The sequence below is a fragment of the Alkalimonas mucilaginosa genome (genome assembly GCF_036327005.1).
GTDB lineage: Bacteria > Pseudomonadota > Gammaproteobacteria > Enterobacterales > Alteromonadaceae > Alkalimonas > Alkalimonas mucilaginosa.
Genome location: NZ_JAUGZK010000003.1, coordinates 63,388 through 85,971, shown reverse-complemented (window position 1 = coordinate 85,971; position 22,584 = coordinate 63,388). Strand labels below are relative to the sequence as shown.

Here is a 22,584-nt window from a genome sequence, read left to right as displayed (position 1 = left end):
CAAAAAGTATCTAACAACTTTGAAAATAGCCGTGAAATGGCATATAGTGTCTTAGTGACATTAATGAGGTGTTCTATGGCCAGTCTAGATTTTTCTCAGCCGTTATTTACGATAGATAACGTCATGTTTTCTATAAAAAACAATGTATTACATCTGCTTTTAATCCGGCGTGCAGCACCACCTTTCGATGGTTGCTGGAGCTTACCTGGTGGCTTTATTGACATTGAGCAGGATAGCAGTGTGGAAGCTGCTGCTATGCGTAAATTGCAGCAAAAAACTGGCTTACAACCCGGTTACCTGGAGCAACTGGAGGTTTTTTCTGGTAAGGGGCGGGATCCCCGCGGCTACAGTGTTAGTCTTGCTTTTTTTGCTTTAGTGCCCTATTCAGCGGTCAGTAGCAATATAGCAACGGTCTCACAGGCGAGCTGGTGGCCAGTACAAGATATAGCTAGCTTGCAGTTGGCATTTGATCACCAAGAGATCATTCAGCGTGCTCATCACAGACTGAAACAAAAAGCCTTGTACAGCATGTTGCCAGTGTATTGCTTGCCACCGGCTTTTACTGTTGGCCAGCTTAAAGCGGTGATCGAGGCGATTATCGGCAAGGAAATTCAGCGCAAAAGCCTAATGCGACGCATTGAAGCCAGTAATATGTTTCATTTAACCGAGCAAAAAGTTTCATCGGGGGGCAGGCAAGCTCAGCTTTACCAGCTCAAGCCAGGTGTTGACATTACCCACTTCAATCGCAACCTGGGTGACTGATTATTTCGTTACCTGCCGAGGTTTTCGTTTGTTTTCAGCCTGCAGTGCTTCTGGTTTTACCTTGGCAACCAGCAGCATTAGGAATACCACAACAGCAGCGATTATAAAGGCATACAAAGTATCGCTATAATCATGCCCCAGTCGTTGGCTAAAGGGTTCATGCCGAGCTCGCAATACCATAGGGTCAGCTGTTGCAGAAGGTATTGGGATAACTTTGAGTAAAGCTGTTAAGTCATTAGATGGGCGCAGGCGCTCAAAGTAGCTGACTTGCTGTAAGTCCAATTGCGCAAATTTTTGTTCTGTCGTTGTATTGAAACGCTGTTGTTCCTGTTGGCGTGGCAAGTCATCTACATCAGGATTATAGCGTTTCGAAAATAACACGGCGTACCAAAGGGTACCAGATTGATCAAGCGGGCAAGTATAGTAATTTTTAAAGTTGTAGCTAGTGCCACCTCTGCTACTGATGGAGTCAGTAAATTGTATATTGCGACAGCGGCTGCGGGGGACGTTAAATATTTCTATATCAAAGTATTGCTGCCTGGGGTGTTGCATGACATCACTGACGTGCTGCAGAGAGATCAAAGAAAACGGTGCACTGGTCATGTTGATTTGACTGATAAAAATAACGACTGCAACAGAAATATTGATAACAAAATAATGTGCAAAATAGCCATCCTGTTGCCAGCCCGCCCCCTGCAATAGCCTAATCCGGCGCTTAAGCCATAACGGTATACATAACCATGGCAGCAGCCAGGGTAGCCAGAAATCCAGGATTTCCGTTTTAAGTGAAACAAGCCCCAGTTGTATATCTAATACCCAGCGGCCAAGGTTGTAGGCTGCTAACAAAGCAATACTAAAGCCAAGATACGGCAAAAAAAGTTTAATCAGTTTTAATTTAAGTGCCTGCATTGCTTCCATATTTTTGAAACACCTCTGTATCGCCGTGCGAAGAAGATAGGACCTGCAACCAGCGGAGAAAGCCAGCCGTGTTTGGACTGTGCAGCTGTAATCGGTAGTGTTCATCAGCAGGGTTTATAACAGAGGGTTAGTATAACAGTTGTTATGCTAGTAACAACTGTTTGACATTTAATGCGGGCATCTGATACCACAGCTTTATCTGGTATAACGCTGTGGTATCAGACAATAATCAAGATAATCCATAGAGAAGCAGCTTAAAACCGCGCAACACTGCCACGCGGTTATTTACTTGTGCTATCAGAACACAGCACGAACGCTCAGTGCGTATCGACGATCCGTGGTAAAACTCAGCGCATCGGTTCTATCACCTTGTTGATTCATCTGATACTGTGTTTTGGTCTCAGCTTTAAGCAAGTTACTGCCTTCTATACCAACTTTCCAGTTATCATTAATGGAATAGTACAGACTGGCATCCATCATGCCTGAAGCTTTGGCGAAAGCTGGCGCGTATTCTTCTGATTCCCGTAATGTCAGCAGGTACTCAGAGCGCCAGGTATAAGCGAGACGGAATGAGATATCATTGTATTCGTACATACCAACGATATTCATATTTTTATCGGAATAACCCTGCAGTGGCAAGCCACTGAAAACACGGAAGGTATTGCGATTGTCTGCGATACGCTCGCCCGCCTCATTAAAGCCTAATGTGCCTTCTGAAATTTCGTTCGGATCTTCCAGACCACTTTGGTCAATGTAGGTAAAGTTAAACTGCAACCCTAACCCACTCCAGGCGCCTGGTAACATGTCGTAGAATTGAGAGTATGAAAACTCAATACCGCGTAATGTGCCGGAACCAGTGTTTGCCGGGCCATAGGCCGATACATTGTATCGTTCGCCGTTGTAATCGATTGGCAACTCAAAGGATCTGTTGCGGATAATTTTATCCAGCCGTTTGTGGAATACGCCAACAGCCAAAAATCCTGCCGGAGCAAAATACCACTCTGTCGTTACATCCAAATTAATTGAGCTTTCCGGCTTCAGGTAAGGATTGCCAGCCAGTGCTGTGACCGCTATATCATCCAGTCCAACCACCGGGTTGGTTTCTTCATCATAATCAGCCGCAGGGTTCTGCAAACGGCGATTGTAATCCAGATCGAGCAAACTGATATTGCGGGCATCCACCAAGCTTGGGTAATACAATCCTTTCGAGGCAGCAAAGCGTACTACCACGTCATCGGTTACACCAAAGTTTAAATTCAGGCTCGGCAGAAGCGTACTGTAATCAGTCCCTTTCACGGTGCTTAATTGCGACTCACCGGAGGCCAGATCGTAATAGCGTCGATATTCAGGCTGTTGCATCACCTCATTGAGTGAGGTCCCAGGATCGCCACGCTTACTGGCCAGTGGTTGTACAAAAGCGCCGGTCGACTCCAGCTTGTAATTAACATAGCGCAAGCCAATATTGCCTTTCACCGGTATGGGTAAATCAATAAAGTCAAAGTCACCCCGCAAGTACAGCTCTGTACGTTTTTCATTGGATGAGCTGATGTTGTGCGCTGCAAAAGGCCCTTCTACGCGATTCGGTTTATCGGTATAGGGCACATAAACGCCGGTACAGATCCCGTCATTGGCAGCGCTGCTGGTTGCATTGTGCCAGCCATCTCTACAGCCCTGACGCAAGGAGTCGGCGTAGTTTCTGACTAAGTCCATTCTGGGGAATAAGAAGTTGTTGACGTTACCAATGAGTACGTTGCCATGGTAAAAATCAGCAAAATCAACCCGCTCAAACAGCTCAGGACGGTTCACAGCTGCTGCAGCATTACGATCATTCATATCCCAGGGAGTACCAATAGCTGACCAACCCTCATAAGCGGTATCACGAACGGTTAAGTCTTTATCGGTAAAGTAAAAGCCGGTTTTAATGCTGGTAAAGGTACCATCAAGTTCATAGGTGGCATCAAATTTAAAGCTATTGGCTTTGGCTGTATTGTGCTCCTCTTGCTCCATGCCGCTGCCTAAGAACAAGTTCGGTACAGGACCGTTCCAGTCTTCATTAGGAGACCAGCCCGGGGTCAGGATGTTGTCACTTAAAAACTCAACTGTTGGGCGTGAACCACGCATATCCAAAAAATAAGGGGAAACCACATGCACGTGGTTGCCGCGGGTTTGACCGGACATGCTGTAATTATGCACCACTTTTTCAGAGTCAATGTGCTGGTAGTCAAAGACAAGTGATAAACGATCTGTCGGCCGGTAACGCAGATTGAAAGATGTATCTTTTACCGTATTTTCATTGTAATTCCAGCGACTGCGGTAGAAAAATGGTGTTTCCGGACTGACTCCAAGCACAACCCCTGAAGTGACAAAACCATTGTTGGTTGTTAAAGGACGGCCAGTATCTGCATCATCCCGCCAATTTTGCGATGAGCCCATAAAGCTTCTGAAGCCTTGAGCTGCCTGGCCAATTTGGCGTTCATTCCACTCCAGGGATGCCTTTGAATGAATATGTTCCAAAGTAGCTACCAGGGTGTTGTCTGTATTTGCCCACTGCAACGAACTGGTCAGACCGGTTCGCTTGCGGTCATTTTCGGCCGTACTCATATGGATTGCGACCGGCACATGCCATACACTGCCAGCAGGTTGCCCGGGCAGAGCCGGACCATCGACCGGCGAGTCGGGATCAACCCCGGTGATGCCGCCCCACTCGTCCAGTGTTGGAACAAATGAATCACCTCGGGAGTGAAAGTTGCCCAAGCCAATGCCATCACCACGGGTTTTAAACTCAGAGTGTGACGCGGCAATTAAAAAGCCAAATCGGCCTGAACTGGTATCCCAATTATCCGAAAACAAAGCCGAGAAAGAAGGGGTTACTTCTTTACGGAAATCACCGTAATTTGCTTTGGCGTTAAAGGAAATTAAACGCTCATCAGAGTCCAGCGGCTTGCGGGTAATCAGGTTTACAGTACCGGCAATACCGCCGGAGATCAGATCTGACGTTTGGTTTTTGACGACTTCAACCGCCCCCAACAGCTCTGCCGGGAAATCTTCGTAACTCAGACCTCCCCAGGGGTTTGCGCTGAAAGCTCCACGTCCATTTACTTCGGAACGTACCCTGTCCAGTCCACGAACCAACACTCCGGTACCTTCGTCAGCATAATGCTTAGGATCGTCGGATGATGCAAAGCGCTCGATAGTGACACCCGGTACACGCTGCAGAGCTTCAGTAACAGATCTGTCTGGCAAAGCACCAATATCGGATGCTGTGACAAGATCTTTCACCGTATCGGCATAACGTTTCAGATTCTGTGCACTCATTAAGCTGCCACGGATCCCCCGCACTTCGATGACCTCTACTGAATCCGTTACCTCGTCCGCAATGACACCGCTGTCATTTTCAGCCATAACAAAAGCCGGGGTGGCGCCGATAATCGCGGCAGCAACGGCTAAGGTTAACTTGTTACCATTAAATTTTTTTCCTAGCATGGCGTTACTCTCTTCTCTTTATAGTGTCATGGTATCCATCGGGCACCTGCATACAGTGGAATTCCGACAGCATGTACTGATTGCGTTGATCAGTCTGGCTTGCTCTTAGCTTCGACCCCAAGCCCATTGTTACTTTGTACCATGAAGCGCAAAAAGTAAACAGTGATTTTGAGTTTTAGCCATTTATTTGTCTAAAAAAGACGTTTGATGACTTGTGCTTGTGACCTTTTGATGTTACCAAGTAACAATTAAAGTAGCAGTTATGAGATCATTATGGACTCTAAGTATTGTATTCACCGTGCTTTGCTGGCACTGTTATTCGCATATTCAATCCATAGCGTGCAAGCTACAGAGGTCGCTCTGATGCCCTGGCCTCAGCAGGTGGAATGGCTTGATACAGCGCCCTTGCATCTACCTGCAGAGTTCAGTTGGCACTACCCAGAGCAGCACCAGAGGGTGCTTGAACCAGCGTTGCAACGTTTACACCGTCGATGGCAACAGCATCACCCAGAGATAAGTTTTAACCCGAATGCGGCAGTGCTACTGCATCTTCGTATCGAAACTGAGCAGGCTTTTTTCTATCCTTTACCCGACAGCGATGAATCCTACCAGCTGCATATTGATCAGGCTGGGATCCGGCTAAGTGCGCCTACCCATCTGGGCATATTACACGGCCTGGAAACCGTGGCTCAGCTGGTGACTGCCAATAAAAAAATACCTGCTATACGAATCACCGATGCGCCCCGTTTTGCCTGGCGTGGCTTGCTGCTGGATCCTGCCCGTCACTTTCTGCCTGTGTCTACCATAGAGCGCCAGTTGGATGCGATGGCTGCAGCCAAACTCAATGTCTTTCATTGGCATTTAACCGATGATCAGGGCTGGCGGCTGGAGTCAAAGCGTTTTCCAAAATTGCAGCAAATTGGAGGAACAGATGGTTATTACAGCCAGGATGAAATACGCCACATTGTGGACTATGCCGCTATGCGGGGTATACGGGTAGTACCGGAAATAGATGTGCCAGGCCACACCACAGCATTGGGTGCGGCTTATCCAGAGTTTATGTCCATGCCGGGCCCGTCAGAGCCTGAAGTACATTGGGGGGTTCACCCGGCGGTATTGGATCCAACCAATGAGCAGGTGTTTGTTTTTCTACAGCAATTACTGGAAGAGGTCACAACCTTATTCCCGGATCCCTACCTGCATATTGGTGGTGATGAAGTACTGCCGGATCATTGGCAACAAAACCCTGCCATAGCAGCATTCAAGCAACAACACGGCATGGCGGATCATCTGGCATTACAAACCTGGTTTAATCAGCAGTTACTGCAGATCCTGACACCACTGCAACGTCGCATGATTGGCTGGGATGAAATATTAACACCAGAGCTGCCATCCTCAAGTTTAGTTCACTCCTGGCGTGGTCTCGACTCTGTGGTTGACGCCGCTCAGGCTGGGCATGATGTGATTTTATCTACCGGCTTTTATCTGGATCAACCTCAATTTGCCAGCTTTCATTACCGTAACGATCCACTGCCTGAGCCCAGCCCACAAATGCCAAGCAACTACCAGGCCTGGTCAGGCTGGAGTTTTACGATCCCCAGATTACGAGGCGCTGCGGTTACAGGGACCCTTTATCTGGTTTTTATGCAAGATCATAGCATTGAAGGATTCATCGATTTTAACGGCCGCAGTCGCCAGACATTACAGCAGTTGGAGCTGGAAGCAAGTCGGCTGCGCTTTCAGTTAGACACATGGATGGGACCGGTCACCGCAGAATGGATGCTGACAGGGGATCTTAGCGGCGATCTGGTCGTTGGCAATGCCCCCTATGCCGTACATGGCCAGCAAATTGCCTGGTACGAGACAGAACAGCCCTTCCCGACTGGGATAGAGCGACCAGCTTTAACAGAACAAGAGGCCAGCAGAGTACGGGGAGGTGAAATTACCCTCTGGGGGGAGCTGGTCAATGCTGAAGTGATTGATCGCCGTCTCTGGCCTCAGGCATTGGTGGTAGCAGAGCGACTGTGGTCGGCCGCCGAGCTGACCGATGAAAACTTCCTTTATCAGCGTCTGGAGCAATTGGAACCCTGGCTGGCACAGTCTGTAGGCTTACAGCATCTGCAACAGCAAGATGCCGGTTTGGCTGGCCTGGTGCATGCCGATGGCAGAGCAGCGATGCAACAATTCATTCTGGGGCTTGAACCGGCGCATTATTACCATCGTTTGCACGAGCGCTCCGTTCGGCAGCAGTACCACAATCAGGCCCGGCTGGATCGACTGGTTGATTTTCTGCCGGCAGAGAATTATCAGTTCCGGCAACTCGAGCTGTTACTCAGCGCCTGGCAACAAGATAAAGCCATGAGCTTGGAACCATTGCTGCAGCAGTTTGCTCTCTGGCAACAACTACCCGAGACATTGTTGCCTTACTTAACGGATACGCCCCCAGCCAAAGAGCTGAAACCGGTTATTTTGCAACTAAGCAAGCTGGCCAGCTTGGGACTGACGTTGTTGCAACAGCCCGAAGTGACTGCGCAGCAGTTAACCGCAGCACAGTCGCTCTGGCAGGACAGTCGAGGGATAGAAGCGGAATTGGTGATTGCTGCCCATCGCCTTATCCGGCCTTTACTTACCCAAACCACCAGCTCGGTGTGGGTAGCTGCCGGCACTTTCACTGCAGGTATTGAAGGGCCGGCTTTCGGGCCGGATCAACAGCTGTACCTGGTCAATTATCAACAGGAAGGCACCATAGGTCGGGTGAATCAGCAAGGTCAGGCTGAACTGTTGGTCACTTTACCAACGGGTAGTACTGGCAATGGTATCCGTTTTAGTGCAGATGGCAGCCGGATGTTTATTGCCGATTATACCGGCAACCGCGTCTGGCAATATCATACAGCGAGTCAGCAGCTGAGTACGGTGGTGCATCAACCGGCGATGCATCAGCCCAATGATCTGGCGCTGTTAGCACCAGATACGCTGTTCGCCAGCGATCCGGACTGGGCTACAGCGAGTGGGCAATTATGGTTGATTACAGCCGATGGAGACAGCCGTTTACTTGAAACAGGGATGGGCACCACCAATGGCATTGAGGTATCCAGCGATCAGCACTATTTATTTGTCAATGAAAGTGTGCAACGACGTATTTGGCGTTACCGTATTGAGCAACAGCAACTGACCGACAAAACTCTGATAGCAGCTTTTTCAACTGCCGGGCTGGATGGCATGCGAATGGTCCAACCAGGCATTCTGGCCGTAACGCGTTACGGGAATGGCAGTGTTGTTTTGCTCAATCACCATGGGCACTTACTGGCAGAACTGCCACTGCTGCATCGCCGGCCAACCAATCTGGCAATCCAATCAGGCCAACTCTACGTCACCATGCAAGATTGCGGTTGTATTGAGCGACTGGCATTGCCGTTAGTTGAATAAACTCGCTAGCAGGGGCTGATGCCCCTTTTGCTTTCATGGTGCTGCAGATGTGGCTGCTCAACGATTGGCCAGATGGCGCGTGTCAGTTTCCGGTACTGATTGCGCCGGGGATCACTGGGATAAGGCGCTTTTGCATCCAGGTACAACACTTCGGAGGCAATGGCAGCAAATCCCTGATAAAAGTGATTGGTTGATTTGACCACCAGGCCGCGGCACTGCTCTGGCACTATCCCCAGCGCCCGAAATAAACTGGGGTCAAAAGACTGACAACGGTTTGAATTCAAAATCACATCAATGCCATCAAACTGGATCCAGGCACAAGCCCCCATTGGTACTTCACTGCCGCCAAATTGCTGCCAGGCCGATGCCCGCAGTGCTTTAATTGCAACTATCTTATCCACCGGCTCCCCGGCAGTGGCACAACTCTTTCCGCCGAAGCGAAGCGGGATCTCTGCCCCCTCACCTGCTGCAAAACACAGTTGCACCGCCATCGGGTCCCAGATGGTACCAAAGGCAATTCCCTGCAGTTGCTGGCGAATCACCTCACGTAAAATTAAGGTGCCATCCCCGGCAACACCGCCACCAGGGTTATCCCAGACATCGGCCAATACTACCGGCCCGTTGTTTTTGGTTTGCAACCGTCTGACGCCCTCTTCCACCGACAACATTTCCGGCATACTCTTGCCCCGCATGGCGAACAACTCCATACCAAGCTGCTTCGCTAACTGCTGGCTCAGGCTAGGATCATTATCGGTAATAACCAGCAACTGGCTGCCCATTTCCGGTACATCACCTGCCATAAACCCATGGATAACAGAAATGGATAGCACGCCAGGTTGTTGTTCTAACAAACGAATACGAGCCAGAAAGGATTTCATCGGCTCATTGCTGGTGGGTAATACATCGATCATCCGACAATCGAAGCGGCTCATGCAAGGTTTAATATTGCCGCGCACTGCAGCCAATGTCAGTTGTACCAGTTCACGGGCTCGCTCCATAAAATCCAGATGTGGGAACTCTTTAAAAGCAATCAGTAAATCAGCCATCTCACACCGTTTCCTGGTCAGGTGACTGTGTGGATCCAGCTCCGCTGCTATCACTGTATCCGGTCCTACCAAAGCCCTGATCCGGCTTAGCAGGTCGCCTTCGCAATCATCGTAGCCCTGAGCAACCATGGCCCCATGCAAACCAAGGACCACAGCATCTACTGGCAAGGCTGCGGTCAGTTGCTGCAAAATTTCGTCCCGCAGGTATTCGTAACAAGCCCGGTTTACCAGGCCGCCTGGTTCAGCCCAGCTGCAACTGCCTTCAATTAACGTAAACCCCTGGGCTGTCGCCTGCTCCCGACAAGCAATCAGCGGTGCGCTGCACAGAGTCGGGGTTGGTGGGTGCTCCCCCGGCCTGGCGTAAAAACTGCTCTTGAAACTGTCTAAATCTGTAAACATCGGGGAAAAGGTATTGGTTTCTGTTGCAAGTGAAGCAGTAAAAATACGCATCATAGGCCAGGCTCTCCCCGACGGCATGAAGTGGATAATTCTGGGCTGCTCAGCCTGGGCTCTGTTGCTGGTAGCACTTCTTCCCCGTTTTGTTGCATAAAACGTTGTCGTTCATGCCGCAAACGGCGCATGCTACCAAGCATCGAGTGGTGTTGCTTTCGATAGCACAAGCTAACCACCACACCGAAGCAGCCAGCCCCAGCAAAGGCCGGCAGCACCGGGTTGCCCCAAAAAGCCAACCAGTCTGCATGCAACAAAATACTGAGGGAAATACTCATGCCTGCCAATACTGCTGACAGAGCTCCTTGCCAGCGAAACCCTCGCCAAAAGCGTCCTAAGAGTGCAGTCACCGCCAGGCCTGACATGACCGTTGCAATCAAGGCTGTAATGTACCGAATGATATCATCAGAGAGCAGTGCCATGGTAAGTGCCAGCGATGCCACCACGACCAGTGACACCCTGCTTAGCCGAAGCAATACCGTCGGACTAAAACCTGCTGGATAGCACTGCTGCAATAGATCACGAATAAAGATACTAACTGCTGCGATCGCATCCGAGCTGGCCGATGACAAAGTGGCAGAAACACCTGCCAGCAACACCAGCATGGCTATCATAGCCGGCAGTACTGTGACCGCCATGGTCGCAAAAGCAAATTGATGATCAGCCAGCTCAGGAGCACTTTGTCTGGCGGCTATTCCGATCATGGCTGGCAAAGCTGCAAAAAAGAGATACAACAAACCTGCCAGCATAAAAGCTCGACGCACTGTAGTTACCGAGCGAGCAGAATAAATGCGTTGCCGAAATGATGGTGTCGCCATTACCCCCAGCGCAATCACTGCTGCCAGTGATATCGCCGGAATCACACCAATATGGCTCAGCGCCTGCCAACCGGACTGACTGGCAGGCACCTGGGCAGCCAAGGCGACAACACCTCCGGCTTGCACACTGATCAACAATGCCATCAGTACAAAACCGGCAAACAAGATGATGGCCATGATGGAGTCCGTCCACACCACAGCACTGTAGCCACCAATCACAATGTAAAGCGTAAAAGCAACAGCAATAATCAGTTTGGCCACATTAAGATCGACCCCGGTAGCCCAGGCTAAATACAGTGCCCCACCAATAAGATGAGCGCCCAGCCAACCTAAAGAAGCAATAAAAATTAATACCGCAAATAACAAACGAATACGCGGATGCGCGCCGACATAGAAGGCTAACTCTTCACTCATGGTCATAAAGCCGTATCGACGTACCGGAGCAAATAACCAGGCAGTCAGCAAAATACCGGTCGCTCCACCTAAACCATACAGCATACCCGCCCAGCTGTTGGTGTAAGCAAAACCAACGGCCCCCATGCTGGTACCGGTTCCAATCATGGTGGCAACTGTGGTGCCCAGGCTCAGCCGAGTAGAAACATTGCGACCTGCCAGCAAAAAATCATCACCGGTTTTCTGTCGCCGGGCCAGCAAGCAGCTCAGCCCAATAAGGGCCGCCATATAAAGACCAAACAACAAATAAAAAGTTGTAATGTTCATGCGCTACTCCAGCCCTGCACCATGACATCGCTGTCATTTGCCAGTTATAGTTCCTGCTTAAAACAAGTAAGATCTACCTCTACTTTACAATCGACCACCAAGTCTGTTACTGCGCAAATTCGGGCCGGCGGCGCATCGGCAAAGTACTCGGCAAAGACTTTATTGAAGGAGGAGAAATAACGGGCATCGGTCAGGAACACCTTCACATGCACAATATGATCTTTGTGAAATCCCGCCTGGTGCATGATTTCCAGACAGTTCTCAATCGCCAACCGCGATTGCTCCACAATACCACCCTCCACCACCTCACCATCACGCATCGGTGTCTGTCCTGAAACATACAACCAACCACCTGCCGCAACGGCTTTGGCAAAAGGCAAGGCTTGGCCTCCGGTACCGGTATTGCCTTCTGTACCATAACGAATAATCGACATCGTTTCTCCTGTTAATCCCCTAAAGGTTGCCGTTCATCACCGCCCCTGTGGCTATCAAGCGATAACTTGACTCTGCGCAGTTTGTCGCGTGACCGACGCTTATTCTGCTTGGCTAACTCTGTTGCCAGCACATCAATAACCGCCAACATGGCATAGCGCGACGCTGAAGGTTTGTATATGTAGTCGGCTTCCGGTGCTTGTATTGCCAATAAAAGATCGGCTTCTGCTGCCAACGGCGAACCAGGCTTGGTTATCGCAATGACTTTGGCGTCGTATTGCCGTGCAATTGCCGCTGCATCAATGATTTCCGGGGTATTGCCTGTGAGCGAAATCACAACCAGTACATCTGTTGGCTCTACCGCTGCGGCGACCATCCGGCATAACAACCCATCCTGATAACTGCTTACTGGCACCCCAAAACGAAATAAACGATTTTGCATTTCCATCGAGCCAATGGATGAGCCGCCCCCCATACCGAGACAAATCACCATCCTGGCCTGCAGCAACCACTCTACAGACTGGTGCACGGCCTCATCATTCAATAATTTACGGCTGGCATCCAACGTGTTTTTGATGGCCTCATACACCCCTTGAATACCATCCAAATCCGGTGTTTCTTCCACAAATCGCTGGCCAACAGCCAGCGATTGCGCCAACTTTACTTTGAGTTGCCGCACATCCTTGCAATCTACACTGCGGGCAAAACGCGTCACTGTGGCCTGACTGACACCGGCATTGCGTGCCAAAGCCGCAATATTTAACTCAGTAGCGGCACGCACATCGTTCAGAATAAGCTGCGCAACTTTTTGTTCGGAATCACTTAACTCAACAAAGCGCTCAGATATACGTGATAAAATATCAATCTCAAATGTCATTAAGCAGTTTTTCTCAAATTAAAATACTACAAAATCCATAGATAGCATGGCATTTACATCAGATACTTTGTACCATTCAATTTTAAAAGTAAACAGCTGTAACAGATAATTTATGTTTTGCGCTTACCAATGGAGTTGTCATGAAACACAAAGCAGATTTTGCCCGCACAGCATCCAAGCCAGTCAGCTTACTGGCCGAACAGCTTCATCTGCCGGCAGCCATTATCCGGCAATCAGCTCTGCACAATAATATTCGATGGATGCAACAGTTTGCAGATGCTGCCAATGTGGCTCTGGCCCCTCATGGCAAAACCACCATGACGGAAAGCATCTTTAAACAACAACTGGCAGCCGGGGCCTGGGGTCTGACGGTGGCCACGGCCTATCAGGCGAGGGTCGCTGCCCGTGCTGGCGCGAAACGCATCATTATCGCCAATCAACTGGTAGGTAAAGCCAATATGGAGGTTGTGGCCGAATTATTGGCACAGGGCACTGAGCTGTATTGTTGCGTTGATAATGCAGACAATGCGGCAAGCCTGGCTGGCTTTTTTAACAGTAAGCAGCTTAATCTGCCATGTTTGGTTGAACTTGGTACTCCGGCCGGGCGTTGTGGTCTGCGCGAAATCGAGCAGTGCCTGTCGTTAGCCAACTGCATCCATCAACTGCAGGGACTTCATTTGGCCGGCGTCGAGTTTTATGAAGGTGTGGCTAAAGATGAAGCCAGTGTCCGCCTTTGGATCCAACAAGCCAGGCAACTCTGCTTACAATTGCTGCAGAGTAACATTGAAACCAAAACTGCTCTGCTAACCGGAGCTGGCTCAGTTTGGTACGACGTGGTCGCCGATGAATTAATCAATGTACAAGCTGAAACCGGCATTCAGGTTGTACTCAGACCTGGCTGCTACGTCAGTCATGATCATCAATTGTATGCCGCAGCTCAGCAACAGGTTCAGCAACGCAGCAAATTAGCGCGGCAAGTTCCTGGCGATCTGCAACCGGCGCTGGAAGTTGCCGCTTATATTCAGTCTTTACCAGAGCCCGGCCTGGCAGTACTTGGGCTTGGCAAACGGGATATTGCCTTTGATGCCGGCATGCCTCAGGTACTAAAAATCTACCGGGATGGCAGGCAGTTGCCCTATGATCTGAGCCAGTGCGAGAGCAAAAAAATAATGGATCAGCATACCTATTGGTACTATCCGGCCGAACTGCAACTGAAAGTCGGTGATCTGGCTCTTTTAGGCAGTTCACACCCTTGCCTTACGTTCGACAAGTGGCGCACCATCTGGCTGGTGGATGATGAATACCAACTGCTTGAAGCGATGGATACTTATTTCTAATGCCGACAGTGGATTTAAAGAACAGGTGCCATCAGATAAGCGGCGCGTGACAAAGCCCTGAACAGCAACGACTTCTGTTCGATTTCCTCCACTGTCATGGTGCGGGAACGCCCGAAGTCCTGCAAGAAGATCTGCTCCAGTTGTTGGTTGGGCTCTTCGCCACCAATCAGGGCCGTGATCTCAAAGTTCAACCGAAACGAACGATTGTCCAGATTGACTGTTCCGACACTGCTGACATGATGATCAACCAGAAAGCTTTTCGAGTGCAACACCCCATCCTGATAGCGGTAGATATCGATGCCCAGCTCAATTAATGGGGCAACAAACGCATAGGCGGCCAGATAAACCAGATAGTTATCAGTACGCTCGGGGATCAGGATACGCACATCAACTCCGCGGAGCGCTGCCAGCTTTAAAGCAGATAACACCCCTTCATCCGGAACAAAATACGGACTGGAAATCCAAAAGCGCTCCACGGCACTGTGGATCATATGCTGCATCATCAGGCTGGCAGTTTCATGCCGATCTGCCGGGCCTGAAGGCAGGATAAGTACTGGCAGATCGCGCCGTTCAGCGACCACCGGCTCCCAGGTTAATTCAGGAATCACCTCGCTGGACCAGTACCAGTCTTCCACAAAGGATAGTTGCACACTCATCACTGCTGGTCCGGTGATTTTTAAATGGGTATCCCGCCAATGACCATACCGCAAACTTTGGCCCAGGTATTCATCACCTATATTCGCCCCGCCAAGCCAGGCATGTTTGCCATCCGTAATCACCAGTTTCCGATGATTACGGAAATTCAGCTGAAAGCGGTTGCCTGGCCCTTTGGTGGAATGAAAAGGCCGCACCTGCACCCCTGCCTGCTCCAATTGACGCAGATAGTTTCTACCAAGCCGGTAGCTGCCGATTTCATCATACAGCAGATAGACAGGAACACCTTGTTGCGCTTTCTCGATCAGAGCCTGCTGAAACTGACGGCCAATAGCATCATTACGGATAATGTAATACTGAGCCAATACATAGTGTTCCGCTGCGCGGATCCCGGCAAAGATGCTATCAAACTTCTGCTGCCCATCAATCAGATATTCAATGTCGTTGCCGGTTAAAAAAGGCATCTTAGCCAGAGACTCAACCGCTTGCATATTGCCGCGAATGCGGCTGTTTTGCAGCTGAAAACGATCAACCGTCGACATTTTCAGTTGGTGTTTCAGCCACAGATCCGAGTCCGTTTCACGCCGGGAAATAACATAACCCTGGAACTTTTGCCGACCAAAAATCCAATACGCCGGTACAGAAACATAGGGAAAGGTATTAAGCGAAACAATCCAGGCGATGCTACCCTGCGATGTTCGGGAAGACATCAAAGCATCCAGCGAAGATAAAAAACCCATGATATGAAACATCAGCAGAATAGCTACGGCAAAACGTCGTCGTTTACTCAGTACCAGAGGGCTTGGCAGAGCTGGTAAAGGCTTACCCGCAACCTGGCGGATCAAAGCTGATATTTTTTTAAACATGATTGCTAATAGCGTATCCCGGGCGTTGTGACAAAGCGATACTATAGCAACAACGCGGTCAGGGCAACCGCGTGGCAAGAAACAAAACTCAGGCAGATTTTCGCAGAGATTGATGCGCCAATGGCCTTAGCCGGGAGTTTAAGACACGCACTACTGAGCCTGCAACAAGCGCTTTGCCAGCCAGGTTTGTTGTGCTGTTCAACAACATACACTCGGCACAATCGCCGTCGGTTTGCAGCACCACAACCTGCACCAGTTGCTGCCCCACCAATTCGGCTAATTGCATTGATTGTACCGCTTTCGTATTGGCAATATCAGCAAAATACCAGCTTTTGTGTCCCTGCGAACGCATAAACTTCAAGGCGGCCAAAGCGGTCAAGGTAAAGTAAAGCTGCTGCTCTGAAGTAAGTGCAGTCTCGGCCAGGGTCTCCAGCAATTGCCAGTAATGCTCTGCGTCTTGCATGGTGAAGGCTTGCGTTGATGCCGGCAACTGCAGCAGGTTTGCTGCGAAAGGCACCGGGAATGCCAGTTCAGCATTGATATCCAACACCAGCTGATTACGCTCGGTGCAATGGTACCAGCTCCAGCTTTCGGTGGGTGACAACATACAGCATCCCTAAGGTATTAGAATTATTGATCATTTGGTGTAATTATAACAAGTTATGATCAAAGTGAAATTCGAATTTCTTCTAATAAAAAAGGATCCTGCCAGGATCCTTCTAAGGATGAAAGATCGACTACAGGCTGTCGATGATCTCGGTCAGCAAGCTGGGCCCCCGGTAGATAAAGCCGGTGTAGCATTGCACCAAGTTTGCCCCTGCAGCCAGCTTCGCTTTGGCTGAAGCACCATCAACAATACCGCCAACACCAATCAATGGAAAGTCATTCCCCACCGCCTGCCGCAATTGTTGCAACACAGCAGTACTTTTTTGCTGCACCGGCAAACCACTCAAACCACCCGCTTCATCGGCATGCTTTAACCCTTGTACCAGGCTACGATCCAAAGTAGTGTTGGTAGCAATAGCGCCATCCATTTGGTTACGCAACAAAGCCTCTGCCACCTGCTGCACTTCGGCGCCATCCATATCAGGAGCAATTTTGACAAAGATGGGCACATACTTATCAAACTGGGCCTGTAAGTCCAATTGTTCGTTGCGCACCGTTTGCAATAAATCATCCAGGGCCTGACCATACTGCAAATCACGCAAACCCGGTGTATTGGGGGAGGAAATATTGACAGTGATGTAACTTGCATGGGCGTATACCTTGCGCATGCAGTGGACGTAGTCGTCTTTACCCTGTTCATTGGGCGTATCTTTGTTCTTACCTATATTGATACCCAGCACCCCCTGATACTGTGCCTTTTTTACATTCTCAATCAGGTAGTCGACGCCTTTATTATTAAAACCCATACGATTAATAATGGCCTGAGCTTTAGGTAACCGGAAAATCCTTGGTTTATCATTACCTTGTTGTGGCCTTGGAGTGACAGTACCAACTTCAATAAAGCCAAAACCCATTTGACCAAAAGCATCAATACATTCAGCGTTTTTATCCAGACCTGCAGCCAGGCCTATCGGATTATCAAATTGAATACCCGCAACGGTCACTGGTTTGGATGCCAATTGCTGTTGCCAGGTCCGCGCCAAAGGGGTATGCGCAAAGCGCTTCAGGGTACCCAGTGCAAAATTATGCGACCACTCCGCATCACAGGCAAACATCATACTTCGGGCAAAGGGATAAAACATGGCGATGGCTCCAGGTGTTTCGTCAGCAAAAGAAACCCCGGCATCTTGGTGTAGTAACCAGGAGTACCGGGGCTATCTGGGTTTAACCTGTAGGGTAGTTTACCCTGTTGCTTCAGGATTGAACAGGTTCACAGTGATGGCTCAGCAGCATCAGCTCACGCAAGGCCACAGAGAATTTAGCAAACTCATGGGTCTTGGTTGTCTTGAACTCAGCCAACATCATACGCCAACGCTCCAGCAAGGCATCGTGCTCTGTCAGCCAGCTTTCAATCACAGCTTCGGCATCGCAAGCGCCACCACAACTGCGCACTACGACAGCGGCCATGGAGCGTTGCTGCCAGTCCAACTCTTCACGGTAGCTGGCACGTGCCAGGGCCTGCCAGTGGTTGGCAACAGGTTGCTGCGTAATTTGCTCCAGGAACCAGTGCAGATCCAGCCGGTCGCCCAGCTTGAAGTAAATTTCCGCAGTCAATGGCAGTGGCGTTTGCTCTGCATCCGCCACCTGAGCAATATCCATTACCGAGAATACCGTACTCAGATAAGCCAGGTAACGAGCAGTATCAGCCGGCACCCCTTTGTCCTGGTATGTTTTCAGCTGTTGATCCAGTTCAGCCATCTCTTTGGCAGCCATAAAGCGTGGCAGATTTTCTGACACTTCTTTAAAGGCTGGCTTAAAGAACGCCAGTGTCTGCTGAATATCCAGTGCTTTATTGCGATGGCGCAAGAACCAGCGTGTAGCCCGACGCATGGTTCGCCGAAGTTGATGCAATAACTTGGTTTGCAGACTGGCCGGGATCTTGTTATCCAAAGCACGCAGCGCATCCCAATAGGTTGGAATATCGAGTAAATCACGTGCCATCGCATAACAAAGCATCAACTCTGCCACACTGCTGCCGGTTTCTTCACTCATCCGCTGGGCGAAATTCGGCCCCATCTCATTCACCAGTTGGTTGGCCAACTTGGTAGCAATGATTTCGCCTTTCAGCGGATGTTGCTCCATTTCAGCACTGTACTTCTTCTGCAGTACTTGTGGGAAAGCAGCAAACAACTCTTGCTTGAAGTATGGGTTCTCGTAAATCTCAGGCAGAACCAACTGCTCTTTTAATACCATCTTGCCATAGGCGGTCAGAATAGCGAGCTCAGGGCGGGTCAGCCCCATGCCTCGTGCCATTCTGTCAGACAACTCATCATCCGAAGGCAAGAATTCCAGCTCACGGTTTAGCTTGCCCTCTTTCTCCAGGGTATGGATAAAACGGGTGTATTCCTTCAGTTGATCAGCACCGAGCAAACCGGAAATAGAAATGCTTTCAGTCTGCAGATAACAGTCTTCAATAACCAGACGGGCGACATCATCAGTCATATCTACCAGTAGCTTGTTGCGCTGCTTCAGTGTCAGATCGCCGGCTGTCACCAAAGAGTTCAACAGGATCTTAATGTTGACTTCATTGTCTGAGCAATCTACCCCACCAACGTTATCAATAAAGTCGGTATTGATGCGACCGCCATTGGCAGCAAATTCAATGCGGCCGCGCTGGGTTGCACCCAGGTTACCGCCTTCACCAAAGATCTTGGCTTTAAATTCATGGCCATTTAGACGCAGTGCTTCCGTGCCACGGTCGCCAACTTCGGCATGACTTTCATCCGTAGCTTTCATGTAAGTACCGATACCGCCGTTCCAAATCAGATCGACCGGCATGGCCAGACATGCACGAATCAACTCGGTTGGCGTCATACTGGCTTTGCTGGTACCCAGCATCTTTTTCATTTGTGGGCTTAACTTGATCGACTTGGCACTGCGTAAGAAGACGCCGCCACCTTCCGAAATCAAAGATTTGTCGTAATCATCCCAGGTCGATGAAGGCAGTTTGAACATACGTGCACGTTCTTGGTAAGAGCTGGCAGCATCTGGTGTAGGGTCAATAAAGATGTGCATGTGGTTAAAAGCAGCCTGCAAGCGAATGTGTTTAGAAAGCAGCATGCCATTACCAAAGACATCCCCCGCCATATCGCCGATGCCGACACAGGTGAAATCAGTGGTTTGACAATCCACCCCAATTTCGCGGAAATGACGTTTTACTGACTCCCAGGCACCCCGGGCAGTGATCCCCATACCTTTGTGATCGTAACCATTGGAACCACCGGAAGCAAAAGCATCCCCCATCCAAAAGCCATACTCTTCAGAGATGCCATTGGAAATATCAGAGAAGGTAGCCGTGCCTTTGTCGGCCGCAACAACCAGATAAGGATCATCTTCGTCCAGCCGAACTACATCTTTTGGTGGGACAATCTCACCTTTGACAATGTTGTCGGTGACATCCAGCAAGCCACGAATAAAGGTGCGGTAGCAGGCTTTCCCTTCATTGATGAAAGCTTCACGACCACCGGTTTCCGGCAGTTGCTTACAAACGAAGCCGCCTTTGGCACCCACCGGCACAATCACGGTGTTCTTTACTTGCTGTGCTTTTACCAGGCCCAGTACTTCGGTGCGGAAATCTTCGCGTCGATCTGACCAGCGTAAACCACCGCGGGCAACCTTACCAAACCGCAGATGCACACCTTCAACCCGAGGTGAATAGACAAAAATCTCAAAAGCAGGCACTGGTAATGGAATTTCCGGGATCAGATCCGGTTTTATCTTCATCGAGATGTATGGTTTTTCCTGCCCTTCTGCATCCGGCTGGAAATAGTTGGTACGCAGCACTGCATGCACAATATCGACAAAACGACGAATAATACGATCATCATCCAGGTTGGCTACATGTTCCAGCTGATCGGTAATTTGCTGCTCCAGCTTCTCAATCGCTTTCGCTGTTACCTTGGTTGATGGTGAAAACTTACTATTAAAGAGCTCAACTATCAGTCGGGCCAACTCCGGGTAACGACTGAAGGTGCTCTCAATATAGCTTTGGCTGAAAGTACCACCGATTTGCCGTTTGTACTTGGCAATAGCTCGCAGCAAAGCAGCTTCACGCCCAGACAAACCCGCAGCTAAAATCAAACGGTTAAAACCATCGTCTTCCAGGGCGCCGGCCCAGACTTTGGCAAAAGAACTCTGGAAATCCTGCTGAGCCTGATCAAAGTCGTTTAATAACTCGCAGTTCAGTTCCATGGTGAAATTCAGGATCCAGCTGACAGCACCATCCGGCGTTCGTACCGGATACGGTGTTTCACCAATCACCCGCAAGCCAAAGTTCTCCAACATTGGCAACACATCCGAAAGATGAATCGGCTTGTCTTTGTGAAACAGATTCAGGCGTACTGCTTTGCTGTTGCTTTTCTCTTCCTGTGGTTGATAGAACAACATCTCGAGGGTATGTTCTTCGTTCAGAGATTCCAGCTTGCCGATGTCCACCAAGGCATCATTTGGCAACATCTCTTCTTTATAACCACGAGGGAAAGCATTGACGTACTTACGGGACAACTCGCGGCCTTTGGCTTCACCATAGACCCCAACCAGCGCCGACTCTAACTTATCTTCCCAGGTCCGGGCCGCTTCAATCAGATTGCGTTCGATTTCTTTCACATTCAACTCGACATGGCTATCGTGGATACGAATAATGTAATGAGTGCGGGCCAGTACCGACTCGGAAAAGAAGGTTGTAAACTCAACTGGCTCATCGGTTTTCAGGAATTGCTGGAATATTTGCTGTGTTTCTTTACGTAATTGAGTGTTGTAACGCTCACGCGGTACATAAACCATGGCTGAAACAAAACGGCCAAAGGTGTCTTTACGCATAAAGACCCGGGTCATATCCCGTTCTTGCATCTGCAATACACCGGTTGCCACTTCAAGCAGGTCGTCTGGACTGGCTTGAATCAGCTCATCGCGTGGATAGGTTTCCAGAATATTCAGCAAAGCCTTGTAGGCATGGGTACCAGGCGTAAACTCCGACATCGCCATAACCTGTGACAACTTGGATTTTAGCAATGGGATATCACCGGCACTGTTGTTGTACAACGTTGCCGAGTACAGGCCAATAAAGCGATGCTCACCGGTGACTTCGCCTTTGTCATTAAACTGCTTGACACCAACATAATCGATGTAAGCCGGACGATGAACCCGCGACTTATGATTGGTTTTGGTCAGAATCAACAGCGAATCATCCAATGCCTGGTGGCGGGCATTTTCCGGCAATTCAGACAGCATCAAATCTCTGGCATCGGCCCGGCGCATCAGGCCAAGCGCAGTATCGGTTATACCTTCAATGCGATAATCACCTTTGACCGGTTTGATTTTGTATTCGCGGTAACCAAGGAAGGTAAAGTTATCTTTCACCAGCCAGTGTAAGAAATCGATGTGGTCTTTACGCTGGTTGCTCAGCGCCTTGTCACTGCTGGTTGGCAACTCGGCAATAACAGACTTCAGCTTCTCACGGACCACTTGCCAATCCTGCACCGATAAAGTGACATCTTCCATCACAGAGTGCAGCTCAGAGGTCAAGTTATCAATGGCCGCCTTATCGGTCTGGCGATCAATTTCAATATGAAACACCGTCTGGCGGGTATCGGCCTGGCTTTTGGCGCCCAGCTTATGGAAGTCTTCAATCGCGCCTTCCGCAGTGCGCTTGGCTTGCAACGGCAAATGGACAAAGAAATGAGCCGAAATATTCTGACGAGTCAGCGCCATTCGTACCGAATCCACCAAAAAGGGCATGTCATGCACCACAATTTCGACGATGGTATGTTTGGACTCCCAGCCGTGCCGGCTAATTTCCGGATTGAACACCCGGATCACAGCCCCATCCTGGTGATGGTTATTAAATGTTTTCCAAAGGCTTAATGCAGCGCCGTACAGATCACTGTCATTACGGCCAATCAAATCTTCTGAAGCAATGCTGCCATAGAGAATAGAAGCAAATTTTTCGACCAGAGCAGGTTGCTCTTTCACTTTCTGTTGAATAAGTTTTTTTACGTTTTGTAATAGTACAGAGGGTTGACCATCTATCAGTGCCATTTTCATATCCTTTATTTACGTCATGACGCCAAGGGCATGATTCAACTGCACACGATTGTGCGCGTTAGCTGCGAAGTGTAGTCACTATTGTAG

General features: G+C 49.5%; 13 protein-coding genes. 3 read left to right on the top strand and 10 right to left on the bottom strand.

Features of this window, described 5'->3' with window-relative positions; all coding sequences use genetic code 11:
- Window positions 1-123: 123 nt before the first annotated feature.
- Window positions 124-762, top strand: coding sequence for an NUDIX hydrolase (locus tag QWF21_RS04750; protein ID WP_330086901.1), 639 nt, complete (start codon window positions 124-126; stop codon window positions 760-762).
- Here QWF21_RS04750 and QWF21_RS04745 read toward each other — a convergent pair whose 3' ends face one another.
- Together QWF21_RS04745 and QWF21_RS04740 are read right to left on the bottom strand one after the other, a co-directional pair.
- Window positions 763-1,680, bottom strand: coding sequence for a hypothetical protein (locus QWF21_RS04745; protein ID WP_330086900.1), 918 nt, complete (start codon window positions 1,678-1,680; stop codon window positions 763-765).
- A 297-nt stretch (window positions 1,681-1,977) separates the two neighbouring features.
- Window positions 1,978-5,163: a TonB-dependent receptor gene (locus QWF21_RS04740; RefSeq protein WP_330086899.1), complete on the bottom strand. Its 3,186-nt coding sequence runs from the start codon at window positions 5,161-5,163 to the stop codon at window positions 1,978-1,980.
- Window positions 5,164-5,436: 273 nt separating this feature from the next.
- Between QWF21_RS04740 and QWF21_RS04735 the strand changes: the two genes are divergently transcribed.
- The gene (locus QWF21_RS04735; protein WP_330086898.1) at window positions 5,437-8,589 is read left to right on the top strand and encodes a family 20 glycosylhydrolase; all 3,153 of its coding nucleotides are present in this window, start codon (window positions 5,437-5,439) and stop codon (window positions 8,587-8,589) included.
- 5 nt (window positions 8,590-8,594) lie between these two features.
- On the opposite strand, the gene QWF21_RS04730 is transcribed toward QWF21_RS04735, so the two are convergent.
- From QWF21_RS04730 to QWF21_RS04715, 4 genes are read right to left on the bottom strand one after another with little or no spacing between them, the layout of a single operon-like run.
- The gene (locus tag QWF21_RS04730) at window positions 8,595-10,085 is read right to left on the bottom strand and encodes a M81 family metallopeptidase (protein ID WP_330087192.1); all 1,491 of its coding nucleotides are present in this window, start codon (window positions 10,083-10,085) and stop codon (window positions 8,595-8,597) included.
- On the bottom strand, window positions 10,085-11,623 hold the full coding sequence (locus QWF21_RS04725; RefSeq protein ID WP_330086897.1) for a sodium:solute symporter family protein: 1,539 nt from the start codon (window positions 11,621-11,623) through the stop codon (window positions 10,085-10,087). Before QWF21_RS04725 ends, QWF21_RS04730 begins: the two co-directional genes overlap by 1 nt.
- A 44-nt stretch (window positions 11,624-11,667) precedes the next feature.
- A complete protein-coding gene (locus tag QWF21_RS04720; RefSeq protein WP_330086896.1) occupies window positions 11,668-12,057 on the bottom strand; it encodes a RidA family protein in 390 nt (129 codons plus the stop codon).
- An 11-nt stretch (window positions 12,058-12,068) separates the two neighbouring features.
- Window positions 12,069-12,932: an SIS domain-containing protein gene (locus QWF21_RS04715; protein ID WP_330086895.1), complete on the bottom strand. Its 864-nt coding sequence runs from the start codon at window positions 12,930-12,932 to the stop codon at window positions 12,069-12,071.
- 140 nt (window positions 12,933-13,072) lie between these two features.
- Here QWF21_RS04715 and QWF21_RS04710 point away from each other — a divergent pair, with 140 nt between their 5' ends.
- The gene (locus QWF21_RS04710; RefSeq protein WP_330086894.1) at window positions 13,073-14,269 is read left to right on the top strand and encodes an alanine racemase; all 1,197 of its coding nucleotides are present in this window, start codon (window positions 13,073-13,075) and stop codon (window positions 14,267-14,269) included.
- A gap of 14 nt (window positions 14,270-14,283) precedes the next feature.
- On the opposite strand, the gene cls is transcribed toward QWF21_RS04710, so the two are convergent.
- The 4 genes from cls to QWF21_RS04690 form a co-directional block, all read right to left on the bottom strand.
- Window positions 14,284-15,675, bottom strand: coding sequence for a cardiolipin synthase (gene cls, locus QWF21_RS04705; RefSeq protein ID WP_407935264.1), 1,392 nt, complete (start codon window positions 15,673-15,675; stop codon window positions 14,284-14,286).
- 202 nt (window positions 15,676-15,877) lie between these two features.
- Window positions 15,878-16,396: a cell division protein ZapC domain-containing protein gene (locus QWF21_RS04700; RefSeq protein ID WP_330086892.1), complete on the bottom strand. Its 519-nt coding sequence runs from the start codon at window positions 16,394-16,396 to the stop codon at window positions 15,878-15,880.
- Window positions 16,397-16,526: 130 nt separating this feature from the next.
- Window positions 16,527-17,537 carry a quinone-dependent dihydroorotate dehydrogenase gene (pyrD, locus tag QWF21_RS04695; protein ID WP_330086891.1) on the bottom strand — a complete coding sequence of 337 codons (1,011 nt, stop codon included), beginning with the start codon at window positions 17,535-17,537 and terminating at the stop codon, window positions 16,527-16,529.
- A gap of 112 nt (window positions 17,538-17,649) precedes the next feature.
- A complete protein-coding gene (locus tag QWF21_RS04690; protein WP_330086890.1) occupies window positions 17,650-22,491 on the bottom strand; it encodes an NAD-glutamate dehydrogenase in 4,842 nt (1,613 codons plus the stop codon).
- Window positions 22,492-22,584 lie beyond the last annotated feature (93 nt).

Bases quoted from the DNA above. Each gene is read 5' to 3' on its own strand.
- QWF21_RS04750 (WP_330086901.1), top strand. From the start codon at position 124: ATGTTTTCTATAAAAAACAATGTATTACATCTGCTTTTAATCCGGCGT.
- QWF21_RS04745 (WP_330086900.1), bottom strand. From the start codon at position 1,680: ATGGAAGCAATGCAGGCACTTAAATTAAAACTGATTAAACTTTTTTTG.
- QWF21_RS04740 (WP_330086899.1), bottom strand. From the start codon at position 5,163: ATGCTAGGAAAAAAATTTAATGGTAACAAGTTAACCTTAGCCGTTGCT.
- QWF21_RS04735 (WP_330086898.1), top strand. From the start codon at position 5,437: ATGGACTCTAAGTATTGTATTCACCGTGCTTTGCTGGCACTGTTATTC.
- QWF21_RS04730 (WP_330087192.1), bottom strand. From the start codon at position 10,085: ATGCGTATTTTTACTGCTTCACTTGCAACAGAAACCAATACCTTTTCC.
- QWF21_RS04725 (WP_330086897.1), bottom strand. From the start codon at position 11,623: ATGAACATTACAACTTTTTATTTGTTGTTTGGTCTTTATATGGCGGCC.
- QWF21_RS04720 (WP_330086896.1), bottom strand. From the start codon at position 12,057: ATGTCGATTATTCGTTATGGTACAGAAGGCAATACCGGTACCGGAGGC.
- QWF21_RS04715 (WP_330086895.1), bottom strand. From the start codon at position 12,932: ATGACATTTGAGATTGATATTTTATCACGTATATCTGAGCGCTTTGTT.
- QWF21_RS04710 (WP_330086894.1), top strand. From the start codon at position 13,073: ATGAAACACAAAGCAGATTTTGCCCGCACAGCATCCAAGCCAGTCAGC.
- cls (WP_407935264.1), bottom strand. From the start codon at position 15,675: ATGTTTCATATCATGGGTTTTTTATCTTCGCTGGATGCTTTGATGTCT.
- QWF21_RS04700 (WP_330086892.1), bottom strand. From the start codon at position 16,396: ATGTTGTCACCCACCGAAAGCTGGAGCTGGTACCATTGCACCGAGCGT.
- pyrD (WP_330086891.1), bottom strand. From the start codon at position 17,537: ATGTTTTATCCCTTTGCCCGAAGTATGATGTTTGCCTGTGATGCGGAG.
- QWF21_RS04690 (WP_330086890.1), bottom strand. From the start codon at position 22,491: ATGGCACTGATAGATGGTCAACCCTCTGTACTATTACAAAACGTAAAA.